We start from the raw sequence: 13,484 nt of genomic DNA, 5'->3' as shown, positions 1-13,484 counted from the left end.
CTATCCCAGGTTATCTCGATTGCATGCGATCGCTGTCGGACCGGTCACCTCTGAAAGGGGACGCCGCGCCCGTGCGTGAGGAAAACATGTCTGCACCAATGGTATTCATGGCATGCGACGGGGGCGGACTTCGTGTCCGCGGCTGAGGCGGTCGATCACGGCGACCTGCGTGACGTCGCCCGGGATTTCCTCGCCGCCCGGTCTCCGATCAGCGCCGTGCGCTCCGCGATGGATTCTCCGGGGGGGTATGACGACCAAATCTGGCGCGCGCTGTCCGTTGACCTCGGCCTGGCCGCGATCGCCGTGCCCGAACAGTTCGAGGGCGCCGGCGCGGGTCTGCCGGAGTTGGCGGTCGTCTTCGAGGAGATGGGCGCGACGCTGCTGTGTTCACCGTTCTTCGCCACGGTCGCCCTGGCGATCCCGACACTGCTCGGCAGCGGCGACGCCGCCGCGATGCGCGAGTACTTGCCCGCGCTCGTCGGCGGTGCGAGTACCGCCACCGTGATCTTCAACGGCACCCTCGACGCCTGGGACCCCGACGCGGTGACACTGACCGCGCGTAGAGACGGCACCGGCTATCGACTCGACGGTGGCGCCGATCGCGTGATTGATGGACACACCGCGAAACTGATTCTCGCCGTGGCGAACACGGAGGCCGGCACGTCGCTGTTCGCGGTCGATGCGGACGCCGACGGGCTAGGCCGCGAGCCGCTGGCGACACTCGACCGTACGCGCAAGGTCGCCAGGCTGAGCTTCGACGGCGTGACCGCCAGGCTGATCGGCGCCGACGGTGGCGCCGCGGCCGGACTGGAGCGGGCATATCGCGATGCCGTCATTGCGCTCGTCGCCGAACAGCTCGGGGCCGCGCAGCGATGCCTCGACATGGCGGTGAACTACGCGAAGGAACGGATCCAGTTCGGCCGCGCCATCGGCAGCTTCCAAGCCGTCAAACACCGCTGCGCGGACATGCTGGTCCTGGTGGAGGGCGCTCGATCCGCCGTACGGCATGCCGCCGGTCTGCCCGACGGCGCGGAGCAGGCCGTGGCGGCCTCGGTGGCCAAGATGGTGTGCTCGGAGGCGTTCCTGCAGGTTGCGCTGGACAACATGCGCATCCACGGCGGCATCGGATTCACCTGGGAGCACGACGCCCACCTCTACGTCCGTCGCGCGAAGGCCACCCAGTTGATTTTCGGCACTCCCGACTATCACGCCCAGCGCCTGGCGACCCTCGTCAGCACCTGAAAGGACAACCGTGACCGTTTCGTTCTCACTCGAACTACCCACCCAGCGGGTTGAGGCCGTAGACGAGTTCGTCTCCGCCACAGCGATAGCGGAGATCGCCCGCGCCGCCGAGGCCACCGGATTCGCCGCTGTGCACGTCACCGACCACCCGGCGCCAGACGCGAAGTGGCTCGACCACGGCGGACATCATGCCCTCGACCCGTTTGTCGCGTTGTCGTTCGCGGCAGCGGCCACCACCGACGTGAAGTTGTTGACCAACGTATATATCGCCGCCTATCGCAACCCCTTCCTGGGTGCGAAGTCGATACAGAGCCTCGCCGTCCTGTCCGGTGGCAGGCTCATTCTCGGTACTGCCGCTGGCTACTTGAAGCCCGAATTCAGAGCGTTGGGAGTCGATTTCGATACCCGCGGCGCGCTGCTCGACGAGGCGCTCGACGTGCTGAGCAAGGTGCTGACCGGAGAGGACGTCGCTTACGAGGGCACGTCGTTCAACGCGCGCGGGGTCCGGATGCGGCCACTGCCTGCGACTCCCCTGCCGGTGTGGGTCGGCGGAAACAGCAAGCCCGCGGTGCGGCGCGCGGCGTCGCGTGCCCAGGGCTGGGCGCCGTTCAACACGTTCGGCTACGCCGCGGCGTCACGAACCGCGGAGATCTCCACGCTCGAGGAACTGGAGTCCGCGATCGCATGGGCCAAGAAATACGCGGCCGAGATCGGCCGCACGGAACCGTTGGACATCTGTTTCTCCGTCGGCAACCTGCTCGATGACAGCAGGTCCACCGACGAACGGCACGCCACGATCGCGAAGCTGGAAGCTATGGGCGTGACGTGGCTGACAATAGCCCCCGACGGCGGCAACCGGTCCGAAGTCATTGATCGCGCGCGTGCTTTCGCCGAGGAGTTCATCTCATGAGGGAGTCGGCGGCGAACCCGTCGACACCGATGCGCCGATGCGCGAACAGCCAACGGCCGTCGATGGGCACCAGGGCGTCGCGATAGCGGCCCCAGTGGTCGAGTCCGATGTCGGTGTGCACAGCGAAATAGCTGCTGACTTCGACACGGTCGCGGGCAACGTGCCCGAAACGGATGCTCGACACGTGGTGGCGGACGTAAGACGGAGCCGGGCGGGCGGTGTCGGACCCCCTGGCCATCGCGGCACCGAGGCCCCTTTCGATCGCGGCTGGGCCCGTCAGCGGTTCGGCACCGCCACTGAACTCCAGGACGCCGTCGGCGGCGAAGCACTTCGCCAGCGCGTGGAGATCAAACCGATCGGTGGCAGCGGTGTAGTCGGATAGCGTCTGCCGAACCGACTCTCGGACTTCGAGCTCCCAGCTGTCCATTTGGCCTCCGTGTAAACATAAGTTGCCGATACACGATAACGTGTGTTCTCATGCCGCAACCACGCCTGCTCGACCTTCTCAACCCCGCCACCACCGCGCTGGTCACCCAGGAGTGCCAGGGCGGCGTGATCGGCCCGCAAGCCGGCCTGCCGATGCTCGCAGAAGAGGCGCGCCGAGAGGCGATTCCGAATATCGCCACCCTGCTCGACGCCGCCCGCGCGGCCGGCGTCACGGTGGTGCACTGCCTCATCGAGAAGCGCCCCGACAACCGCGGCTCGAACACCAACGCCCGGCTGTTCATGGCGGGCAAGTCCTTCGCCGCCGACTTGACGCCCGGGAGTCCCGGCGCATCCCTGCTGCCCGAACTCGGCCAGGCCCCCAGCGACATCGTCCTGACCCGCCTGCACGGCGTCGGCCCCATGACCGGCACCGACCTCGACTCGGTGCTGCGCAACCTGACCATCAGCACGATTGTGGGAGTGGGTGTTTCGGTCAACATCGCCATTACGAACTTCGTGATGGATGCCGTCAATCGCAGCTATCAGTTCGTGCTGCCCCGCGATGCGGTGGCCGGCTATCCACGCGAGTACGCGGAGTCTGTCATCGACAACACGTTGGCCCTGCTTGCGACAGTGACCACGACCGACGAGGTGGTCAAAGCCTGGAAAGGGCTCGCCGGCGCCCAACCCTGATATGGATGTTGCCCGAGCTTGGTGATAACGTCATTCTCACAAACCGCAAACGGTCATATTCGCTGCGCTGAGGAGGTCGGCTCCATGTCCACCCGGTCCTTGCCGTACCCGGTCTTCGACATCGACAACCACATGTACGAGACGACGGACGCCCTCACGAAGTACCTGCCCAAGCAGCACCGGGGCAAGGTCGGCTACGTGGAGGTGAACGGCAGGCCGAAGCTGGTCGTCAAGGACCACATCAGCCATATGATCCCGAACCCGACGTTCGAGCGGGTCGCCCGGCCGGGCAGCGCCGAGGACTACTTCCTCGGCAACAACCCCGAGGGGCTGAACTTCCGCGAGTTCGTCGGTGAGCCGATGGACGTCATCCCCGCCTTCCAGAGTCCGGCGCCCCGGCTGGAACTGATGGACGAGCTCGGCATCGACCAGTGCGTCATGTATCCGACGCTCGCCAGTCTGATCGAGGAGCGCACCACCGACGACGTGGTCCTCACCCACGCCATCATCCACGCGCTCAACGAGTGGATGCACGAGCACTGGACGTTCAACTACCAGGACCGCATCTTCGCCACGCCGGTGATCTGTCTGCCGCTGGTCGACGAGGCCATCAAGGAGTTCCGCTGGTGCCTCGAGCGCGGCATGAAGACGTTCCTGGTCCGCCCCGCCCCCGTGCCGAGTCGGTTCGGCGGCTCGCGCTCGATGGGCCTGCCGGAGTTCGATCCGTTTTGGCAGGAGGTCGTCGACGCCGGCATCCCCGTGACGTTCCACGCCGCCGACAGCGGTTACCAGAAGCACCTCATGGAGTGGGAGGGCGGCGACGAGTACCTGTCGTTCAAGCCCAGCGCGCTGCGCGAGGTGGTGATGGGCTTCCGGGCGATGGAGGACACGCTGGCCGCCCTGATCTGCCACGGTGCACTCTCCCGCTTCCCCGATCTCAAGATCCTCGTGGTGGAGAACGGCAGCGGCTGGGTGCGAAACCTGCTGCGGCTGTTGGACAAGGCCTACCGGACCATGCCCAAGGAGTTCGACGAGCACCCCGTCGAGATCTTCAAGCGCAACGTCTACATCCACCCGTTCCTCGAGGACGACATCCAGGGCATCATCGACATCATGGGCGAGGACCACGTGATGTTCGGCTCGGACTTCCCCCACCCCGAGGGCATCGGCGACCCGCTGAGCTTCGTCGACCGGCTCGAGGGCCTGTCCGACTCCACGAAGGCGAAGATCATGGGCGGCAACGCGATCGAGCAGTTAGGACTCAACAGGGTTCCGGCATGACGCAGACGCTGCCGAAGGAGTACCAGGGCGTCGCGGGATTCGCGACGCACGTCGGCGAGCACCTGGGCTACAGCGGATGGCACCAGGTCACCCAGAAGGAAATCGACCTGTTCGCCGAGGCGACGGGCGATCACCAGTGGATCCACGTCGATGCTGAGAAGGCCGCAAAAGGGCCCTACGGCAAAACAATCGCCCACGGCTATCTCACGCTGTCGCTCGTGCCCATTCTCGTGCAACAGATCTACAAGGTGACGGGCTTGTCGATGCAGGTGAACTACGGTGTCGACAAGCTGCGGTTCCCGGCGCCCGTTCCGGTCGACTCACGCATCCGCGCAGGTGCTGAGCTTATCGAGGTGGAGCGCACCGACAAGGGCGCCAGGGCCACGGTGCGGGTGACCGTGGAGGTCGAAGGATCGGACCGACCCGCCTGTGTGGTCGACACCATAGCCGCGATGGTCGGCTGACCACTCTCCTCGCGGGACGCGCCCGTTAGTTCGGAACGAGGGTGAACGGCATCTCGATGAAGAGCGGACGGTTGACGCCGCAGGCGCCGCTGGGCCCGGTAGCGGTGTCCCAACCGACGTACTTCCCTGAGGAATTGGGGTCTTCGTAGAACTTGAAGATCTGTTTGCCAGGCGGCGTGGTGCCGTCGGGGCATCGTACCCAGTTGTCGAGAACGCGAGTCACGAACCACATTCGGCTGATGTAGACGATCTCGGCCGACCACCCGTGGTCGGAGGTGACTGTTCCTGTGCAGTCGTATGCGCCGGTACACGACGAGGCGATTGTCCAGGTACTCACCACAGTCGCTTCGGCCCTACGGGTCTCATTGCTCTTGGCCCAGAAACCGTCGGATGTTGCGATATAAGTTCCGTTGAGTGCCGGGTTCACAGAAGCCGATACCGGCGGAGTCGCCACGTTGCCTGCGACGGTCGCGATCAGCACGACCGTCACGGCTTGAATCCTCCTGAGGCTCATGGTGATACCGCAGGCGGCGCCATCACGAGGTCCTTCCAGCTGGTCGGCGTGTGCGCCGTCACCAAGCTCGACTGCTGGTGCATGGTCCCGTCCGGCGCCATGTAGCGACCAGTGCGGGGATCATAAGTGGCGACCGCGACCGGCAGCGGTGAAAGATGTCCGCTTGACGAGGAACTCGGTGCTGCGGGCACGGCGCCGCCACCGCCTGCGACGGGCGGAGCAGCGGGTGGCGCCGGCGCTCCGGAGGCGGGCGGCGGCGGAGCTCCCGGCGCCGGCGGGGCTCCCGGCGCCATTGGGGTGCCCTCGACGGGTGCGTAGATGTGGGCGTCCAGGTCAACGCGGTCATCCGGTGGTACACCCTGGGCGATGAGGTTCGGATCCATGGGAGCCGGGCCGAGCGCATGCTGCCGCATCGCCAGCGGTTCGTAGGGCTTGTCGCTATCGCAGATCTCCACTGTCGGCGCGCGCTTTCCCGGATGCGCCATGCAGGGTAGATTTCTCGCGCCGCGCACCAGGATGGGTGAGTCTTGCGGAAGCTTGCAGTACAACCCCTCCGGGGTGTCGACGGTGGTGGTGTCTGCCGGTGAACGCCATTGCGACGGCGGCAGGAACCCCACCGTGCACGACGGCGGATCGCTCATCTGGATTCGAAAGTTGCCCAGCGGGAGGCCCGTCGCATTGTTGTGGGGAGCGATGGCCTGCAGATCGGCGAAGAACGGCGGCACCAATACCAGCAGCTGTTCCAGTGAAGGCAGGTAGGTGACCCCGACCTGGCCGAGGCTGGACAGGTTCGCCAGTAGTACCGGCAGAGTTGGTCTGACACTGTCCAATAGCTGCGAAACTTCCTGCAGCGCACTCGGTGTCGACTCCAGTATGGTGCGAATCTGCGGGTCGTTCTTCACGAGCTGTTCGGTGACGTTGGCCAGGCTGTGCGTCCAGGTGCGGGTGTCCTGTTGCGATTCGACCTGACCTTCAAGAAGTGGTCGGCTGTCGTCGATCAGGCTGCGAAGCTGACCGGCAACACCGCGACTGTCGGCTGCGATCGTCGCCGAGGAGTCCACGAGTGACCCTAGGTCGAAGCCCGCGTCGTTGAGGCCCTTGGCTGATTCGTCGAGCAGGACGGCGATCTTGTCCTGTGGAATGCTGGCGAGCAGGGCACTCGCGCTGTCGAGCATGGGTCCGACGGGCTGCGGAACTTCGGTGTCGCTCACCGAGATGATCGAGCCGTCGTGCAGGTACGGTGGTGAAGCGCTGCGCGGTTTGAGGTCGACATACTGCTCCCCGATCGCCGAAACGCTCCGGACCGCTGCGACGAGATCGCTGGGGATCTTGGGAGACGTCTGTAGCGACAGCGTCGCCCGAGCACCTGTCGCCGTCAGTTCCACGTTTGTGACCTTGCCGACCTGCACACCTCGGTACGTCACGTTGGCAAGCCGGTAAAGACCTCCGCCGCGCGGCAATTCGACGGTGACGCTGATGCGCCCGATTCCGAGCAGAGTTGGGGCCTGCAGATACGTCACCACCATCATCGCCACACCCACCACCGACGCGATCGTGAAGATGACCAACTGTGCGCGTACAAGACGTGTCAGCATCAGCGTCCTCCGCTGGAGGGAACCGCGGCGTCGGCTGGGGGCGGCTCGCCGGGTGCCGGTGCGGGTTCCGGCGCGGTCGGGTCTGCCGCCGGTGCCGGCGGCGGAGATGCGAGCGGCGCGTTCAGCGGATTGGCGTAAAACGCGTCATAGCCGGGGTCCCCCGGGGCCGGTACCAACAATGCATGTGGATCGCCCCACCGCGTGCCCGAGAGCAGCGTGCGCTTGAGCCGGGGCACTGTCAGGTCGAAAACCGCGAACAGGTTCATGTAGTCACCGCGGATTCCGCGGTCGATGAGGTTCTGCCCGAAGGGCATGACCGGCAAGAAAGCCAACGCGGTATCAATATCGGGACCAACGTCGGCAAGCGCTCGTACAGTGGGCTCGAGGTTCGACAAGGTGGCGACCAGATCGGTCTGCGTGTCGTTGACCACGCCCACCGTGGTCTGGCTGAACGCGCGCAAGCGGTCCAATGCCGTGGTGAACTGCGGGCGTTGGGCAACCAACACATCCAACGCCGGCGGGATCTCGTCAAGGGCCTGTCGTACGACATCCCGTTGGGCGACCAGGGCTCCGGAAAGCCGGTCGAGGGCCTCGATGGACGCGATGACGTCGGCGCGCTGGTCGTCGAACACCCCGATGAACCTGTCCAACCGCGTCAGCAAGTTCCTGGCTTCGGGTACCCGCCCGCGCAAAGCCGCGTTGAAGCTGTGGATGATGTCGCCGATCTGCCCAAGACCGCCTGAGTTGACCACCGTCGACAAAGTCGACAACGTTCGCTCTGTCGAGGGGAACGCCGACGCCTGCGACATCGGGATGGTCGCGCCGGGAAGCAGCCGCCCCTGAGGGGCTTGACCCAGCGGGGGATCCAACGCGACATGCATCGACCCGAGCAGACTGGTCTGGCCCACTCGCGCCTGCACATTGGCGGGAATCTGCACTTCAGGGCGTACCGACACCTCGACGTCGGCGTGCCACCCCTTGACCCTCATCTTCGCGACACTGCCGACAACGACATCATCGACCATCACCGGTGAATTCTGCTCCAAGGTACCTACATTGGAGATCTCGACATGGTAGATCGCAGCGTCAGGGCCCCGTCCGGCCGCTCCGGGCAGCGGCAGCGAGTTGAGGCCCTGAAAACCGCACGCCGTCGCGGTCAGCATCACGCACAGCAGCGCGGCGGCTTTGCGCGTCGTTGCACCGACTTTCATCAGGATGTCCCTTCACGTGCTGGCTGTTCAGCTGGGAGTGGCGCAGCGGCAGATGATTGCGGCGCGGGTGGCAGCAACAGGTCCGGCAATCCTGTCGCGGCCGTGGGGGCCGGAGGTGGCGGCGGCCCGTAACCGGGTGACGGCGGAACGTCACCCACACCGGTGTAGGCGGATACGGCGGGCGGTGTTTCGGGTGGCCCCGGCGGTGCGCCCGAACCACCCGGTGCGAGCGCGGGATCGGTATAGACGAAGTCTTCCGGCGGCGGGATGGATGCCAGCAGCGGGTTGAAGGGAAACGGAAGGTAGTTGAAGTTCATCAGCCGCAGCGCCGGCCCCAGATACTGGGCACACAGTTTCGCCGTCTCGGATGCGGTGGTGTTCTCGATGGCGCCGATCGCCCCACATAGGAACTGGACCGGGCTGCTGATGTTCGACAGCGTGAAGATGCCGGTGGCTCCCCCGTCACGGGGATCGAACATGTTGAGCGTGTTGGCAATCGCCGTCGGCGCGACGTGAAGAATCTGCTCGAGATCCTTCTGATGGTCGACCACGTTCTGAGTCACGTTGGCCAGTCGCTGAACCTGTTCGGCGGTCTGGGTGCGCGTCGTCCTGACGAAACGCTCTACCTCGCCCACAACTTCAGACACGTTGGTCAGCGCAGCGTCGAGGTCCGATTTACTTCCGTCGAGCACACTGGTCAAAGTCGCCAGTCGGCCTTGGAATTCGACGATTTGCGTGCTGCTGTCCCGCAATGCGGTGATGAAGGTATGCAGGTTCTTGACGATCTCGACGATGTTGCCGCTTCCGTCGGCCAGGATGCGCCCGACGCCCGACAGTTGCGCCAGCGTTTGACGCAACTTGTCGCCGTTGCCTGCCATCGCGTTGGCCGCGCTGTCGATGAACCGGCCTGTGGCCGTGTCGGATCTCCCGCTGTTAGGGCCCAATTCCGTTGCCAGCCGGGTGAGTTGCGTCTTGACCTCGTCCCACTCGACGGGCACGGCGGTCCTACCGAGTGGAATCTGGGCGCCATCGGCCATCTGCGGTCCGGTGTCTCGATAGGCCGGTGTCAGCTGTACGTACCGGGCCGAAATGAGATTCTGCGCGACGATGACCGCCTTTGCGTCGGCGGGAATGGGCACGCCTCGATCCACGTCCATGGTCACGCGGGCGAAGGTGGCCTGCGGGTCGATCGACGTGATGGTGCCGACTTTGACACCGGCGACGCGTACCTGGTCACCGGGGTAAATCGCAGTCGCAGAAGCGAAATCGGCGGTAATGCTCTTCGGGGCGAAGAGAGCCCGATTGATCAGGAAAGTGGTCGCGGCGATCAATGCTATCGCCAGCAAGCCGGCCGTAGCGGCAGTCAACGTCCTGCGACTCATCGGCCCCCCTGCTGCTGCACTTCCGGAATGCCGTTGTATGGGAAGGGGATCTCAGCCCGTGGACCGGCATTGTCTGGCGGTTGGCCGGCGTTGGTTCCTCGGCGGAAACCGAATGCGTAATCCAGGAAGGGTTGCAGAATCGAGCCTTGCGTGAGGTTCGGGATGTATCCGACGTAATAGGGACCATTGGCGACCAGTTCGCTCAGTCCGCTCTGGAACTTCGCCAGACCGGGAATGGCTTTGGCGATGTTGTCACGGTTCTTCTCCAACATCGCCGTGACGGAGTTGATATTCTCCAGCGTCGGGGCCAGCTCCTTCTCATTGTCGGCGACGATGGCTGACACTTGCTGTGCGAGAGCTGATGTCGCGGCCAGCAGATCCACGATGGCGCGCCGACGCTCGACGAGTACACCGGTCAGGTCGTTGGCGTTGAGGATCAACGTGTTGATTTCGTTACTGCGCTGGGAAAGGATGCCTGTGACGTCGGCAGCGTGCTTGAGCAGCTCGGCCACTGTTTCGTTGCGGCTGTTCAGCGACGCCGACAATCGGGTCAGCCCGTCGAATGTGGGTTTCAGTTGTGGCGCGATCTGGTCGATCGTGGCGGACAGGACATCAAGTGACTGGTTGAGCGACTGCGTGTCGGTGGCTGCGGCATTGGTGGTGAGATCGCCGACAGCGTCGGCAAGTGAGTAAGGCGAAGACGTTCGCGATTCCGGTATGCGATCCAGTGATGACATCGTGCCCGAGCCGGCGGACTTCAGCGTCAACACTCGCTCGCCGAGTAGGGTTCCGGTGCGGATGTGGACAGTCGTCTGCGATCCGAGTTCGACGGTGCTGTCGACGGTGAACGTGACGACCGCCAGGCCACGGTCGAGCGACACATCGGAGACACTGCCGACTTTGAAGCCGGCGATCTTAACGTCATTGCCGGGTACCAGGCCGCCGGCTTCGGTGAACAATGCCTGGTATCGGATAGCAGTGGCCCAGGCAACCAACCTCTCAGGCTGCAGGCCGACCGCGATGATCAGAACAATCAGTACGGCACCGATGAAACCGGAGCGGATCAGCCTTCGGCCGCGATACCTGTTCATGGGTTTTCCGCGCACCTCCCGGTGTCCTGCTTGATCCACGGAAAGACCGCAGTGCGACCCTGCAGATCGGTCACGCGCCAGGTGACGCCACACAGGTAATAATTGAAAAAGCTTCCGTAAGCGCCCATCCTGGCGAGCTTGCGGTAGTTCTCGGGCGACTTCTGCAGCACACCGTCGATGAGATCCTTTTTCTCATCCAGCGCCGGCGCGAGACGGTTGAGCTGGTCCACCGTCCCGGCCAGCGGACCCCGCACCTGTCCCAACAGCCCGGCCAGCGACGCTGTCCCGTTGCTCAGCGCGACTATCGCGTCACCGATCGGCTCCCGCTCTGCCGACAACTCACCGACCAGGCGCCTCAGTTTCTCGATGGCGCCGGAGAACTTTTCGCCGTCGGCGGCGAGAGTGGCCATCGCGCCGTTGAGGTTATCGATCAACTGCTCGACCACCTGGCTGTTGTCGGCGAGCGCATTGGTGAACGACGAAGTCCGCGACAACAGCGATTCGACCGTCCCACCTTGACCCTGCATGATCTGAATCAGTGCGGTCGTCAACTCGTTGACATCTTGGGGATCGAGACCTTGCACGACAGGCTTGAGCCCGTTGAGCAGAACATCTAGGTCCAGCGCGGGCATGGTGCGCTCGGCGGGGATCTGCGAACCGGCGGGCAATATTCGGGTGTCCCCCGGGCTGTCGACGAGTTCCAGGTAGCGGTCCCCCACGAGATTGAGGTAACGGACTGCCGCGCGAGTGCCAGTCGTCAACACCACGTCACGGTTCACGTCGAAGTCGACCAGCACCGACTTGTCGGGACGCAGCGCAACGCGGCTGACCGCGCCAACCCGGATGCCGGCGACCCGTACAGAGTCGCCCTCGGCGAGGTCAGACACATCCGCGAAGATCGCCGAGTATTCGTCGTTCGATCCGCCCCGGTACTGGCCGAAGACAGCCACCAGCGCGGCCGTGAGCACCAGCATGACCGTCGCGAACGCCCCGAACTTCATTGCGGTGGGCCATATCCGGTTCATCCGGGCATACCGATCTGGGCAGTGTTGCGCGGTGGGCCGTCAGGTGGTCGGCCCAACAACCATTCCTTGATACCGGCGGCATTGAGCGCGATCCCCTCGTTGCCGTACTCGTAGGGGTTGGTGCCGACGTCGGCAACGACGTAGGGCGGCCTCGTCTCGTAGGGCACGCGCGGCAGGCCGAGACACTGCGGTCCACCCGTCGCCGCGACTTTCGGCAGATCGGACGGGTATCGGTACGGATCAGCACCCCACACCAGGCTGGCCATGACCTCGGCGCCGGGAACCCGTGCAGGCGGCACCTGCGCAAGCTCCACCGCTCCGGCGAGCGCGCAGTAGAGGGCCTGGTTGTATTCGCTTGTCAGCGCCGTCACGGGCGCCAGTAGGTGCAGTACGTCGGCCAATGGACGGTGGTTTGTCGTCAGCACATCGTTACCGATCTCGCTGAAGCCAATGACACTGACCAAGAGCGCGTCGAGGTCCTGTTGCTCGTCGACAATGGTTCGGCTGATCGCCGTTGCATCCGCGGTGACGCTAAGCAAGTCGGGGGCGGCATCGGCGTAGGTGTTGAGCACATTCGGTGCGACGGCCAGGTCATGGCTCAGGGTTTGCAGGCTCGGTTCCAGCGCGGCCAACGTGGCGTCCAGATCGCTGATGACCTGGCCCACCTTCTCTCCGCGACCGACGAAACCAGACGACAATGCACTCAGTGTCTGATTGAGATCCTCCGGCCTGATGGTCGACAACAAAGAGGTGAGCTGCTCGAAGACCGTGTTTAGCTCGACAGTGACGTGGTCTCCCTCGATGACTTGACCTGCGTGAAGTGGCACCGACGACGGGTCCGGCGGCGATGTGAGCTGTACGAACTTTGCACCGAACACCGTCGATGACGCGACGTCGACCTTCACATTGGACGGAATCAGATGCAGTTGAGAGGGATCCATCGCCAAGTGCAGCGCCGCTACACCGTCGGACAATTGCTCGATCGTGGCGACGGATCCGACCTGGATGTCGTTCATCTTCACCTTGGCATCCGGATTCATCACCAGTCCGGCCCTGTCTGAAATGACCGTCACGGGAACGGTTTCCGTTAACGATCCGCGGAACAGACCAACTGCCAATGCCACGATTGCGAAGAGTCCCACGCCGGTCATCAACCCCGTCAAGGGCCGTATGTACCCGCGGATGTCGAAGTGGTGCCCCGCGCGACCCCCGACCGGTGTCGTAGACCCTGAGACCACCAGACGAGGGAGCGCGCTGTGGTCGATGTTGCCCGTCAACTTCCCCCTTTAGCCTGACGAGTCGACAGTGCCTGCCTCGGGGCTTGCGTATCCACCGATGGCAGTAGGAACTGAGCGCCCCACCGCAGGCTGAAACGGCGGAACCTTACTGCCATCGACAACATCGGCCCATCGTATGCAAATATGCGCTCTCTGAATAGAGAGGGCTATTATCGAGTTCTGTAAATCCTTGTTTCCGGCCTGGCAGCTACGCGACTGTTCCTCTAAACGCGGTAGTTCAAAGGCTTTGGTGACAGGACATATTCGAGCCGTCATCAGCCCCGGCACGCCCTTCACCCCCTCCCGCGTTGAACGCCCGGTGAGGCCGACATCGGCCCAAGTACACCCTCGCCAGACGCACCGTACCCGTCGT

The 13,484-nt window shown here is 64.3% G+C and carries 13 protein-coding genes; 5 read left to right on the top strand and 8 right to left on the bottom strand.

Annotated elements, in window-relative coordinates; genetic code table 11:
* The first annotated feature begins 132 nt into the window (after positions 1-132).
* Together AU185_RS16940 and AU185_RS16935 are read left to right on the top strand one after the other, a co-directional pair.
* Positions 133-1,242: an acyl-CoA dehydrogenase family protein gene (locus tag AU185_RS16940; protein WP_059100937.1), complete on the top strand. Its 1,110-nt coding sequence runs from the start codon at positions 133-135 to the stop codon at positions 1,240-1,242.
* A gap of 10 nt (positions 1,243-1,252) precedes the next feature.
* Positions 1,253-2,152, top strand: a complete 900-nt coding sequence (locus AU185_RS16935) for a TIGR03619 family F420-dependent LLM class oxidoreductase (protein WP_059100938.1) — start codon at positions 1,253-1,255, stop codon at positions 2,150-2,152.
* Here the strand turns inward: AU185_RS16935 and AU185_RS16930 are convergent.
* A complete protein-coding gene (locus tag AU185_RS16930) occupies positions 2,142-2,579 on the bottom strand; it encodes a nuclear transport factor 2 family protein (protein WP_059100939.1) in 438 nt (145 codons plus the stop codon). The two genes, AU185_RS16935 and AU185_RS16930, sit on opposite strands and share 11 nt — an antisense overlap.
* Positions 2,580-2,629: 50 nt before the next feature.
* Here AU185_RS16930 and AU185_RS16925 point away from each other — a divergent pair, with 50 nt between their 5' ends.
* The 3 genes from AU185_RS16925 (at position 2,630) to AU185_RS16915 (ending at position 5,016) form a co-directional block, all read left to right on the top strand.
* A complete protein-coding gene (locus AU185_RS16925; RefSeq protein ID WP_059100940.1) occupies positions 2,630-3,271 on the top strand; it encodes a cysteine hydrolase family protein in 642 nt (213 codons plus the stop codon).
* Positions 3,272-3,355: 84 nt separating this feature from the next.
* Entirely contained in the window at positions 3,356-4,552 is a 1,197-nt protein-coding gene (locus tag AU185_RS16920; RefSeq protein WP_059100941.1) for an amidohydrolase family protein, read from the top strand.
* Complete coding sequence (locus AU185_RS16915; RefSeq protein WP_059100942.1) at positions 4,549-5,016, top strand: MaoC family dehydratase; 468 nt, start codon at positions 4,549-4,551, stop codon at positions 5,014-5,016. The genes AU185_RS16920 and AU185_RS16915 overlap by 4 nt, the downstream gene beginning before the upstream one ends.
* 25 nt (positions 5,017-5,041) lie before the next feature.
* Here AU185_RS16915 and AU185_RS16910 read toward each other — a convergent pair whose 3' ends face one another.
* The 7 genes from AU185_RS16910 to AU185_RS16880 are packed head-to-tail and all read right to left on the bottom strand — an operon-like array spanning position 5,042 to position 13,111.
* Positions 5,042-5,506, bottom strand: coding sequence for an Rv2253/PknI dimerization domain-containing protein (locus AU185_RS16910; protein ID WP_231740387.1), 465 nt, complete (start codon positions 5,504-5,506; stop codon positions 5,042-5,044).
* A gap of 20 nt (positions 5,507-5,526) precedes the next feature.
* Complete coding sequence (locus AU185_RS16905) at positions 5,527-7,125, bottom strand: MCE family protein (RefSeq protein ID WP_059100944.1); 1,599 nt, start codon at positions 7,123-7,125, stop codon at positions 5,527-5,529.
* Complete coding sequence (locus AU185_RS16900) at positions 7,125-8,336, bottom strand: MCE family protein (protein ID WP_082683939.1); 1,212 nt, start codon at positions 8,334-8,336, stop codon at positions 7,125-7,127. Before AU185_RS16900 ends, AU185_RS16905 begins: the two co-directional genes overlap by 1 nt.
* Entirely contained in the window at positions 8,336-9,718 is a 1,383-nt protein-coding gene (locus tag AU185_RS16895) for an MCE family protein (protein ID WP_059100945.1), read from the bottom strand. Before AU185_RS16895 ends, AU185_RS16900 begins: the two co-directional genes overlap by 1 nt.
* Positions 9,715-10,809 (bottom strand): MCE family protein, encoded by a 1,095-nt coding sequence (locus AU185_RS16890; RefSeq protein ID WP_059100946.1) that lies wholly within the window; start codon positions 10,807-10,809, stop codon positions 9,715-9,717. The genes AU185_RS16895 and AU185_RS16890 overlap by 4 nt, the downstream gene beginning before the upstream one ends.
* The gene (locus AU185_RS16885) at positions 10,806-11,834 is read right to left on the bottom strand and encodes an MCE family protein (RefSeq protein ID WP_059100947.1); all 1,029 of its coding nucleotides are present in this window, start codon (positions 11,832-11,834) and stop codon (positions 10,806-10,808) included. Before AU185_RS16885 ends, AU185_RS16890 begins: the two co-directional genes overlap by 4 nt.
* Positions 11,831-13,111 (bottom strand): MCE family protein, encoded by a 1,281-nt coding sequence (locus AU185_RS16880; protein WP_502687991.1) that lies wholly within the window; start codon positions 13,109-13,111, stop codon positions 11,831-11,833. The genes AU185_RS16885 and AU185_RS16880 overlap by 4 nt, the downstream gene beginning before the upstream one ends.
* Between the last annotated feature and the right edge of the window lie 373 nt (positions 13,112-13,484).

The organism is Mycobacterium sp. GA-0227b, from assembly GCF_001499855.1.
Lineage (GTDB): Bacteria > Actinomycetota > Actinomycetes > Mycobacteriales > Mycobacteriaceae > Mycobacterium.
This window is presented reverse-complemented; position numbering and strand designations above follow the sequence as displayed.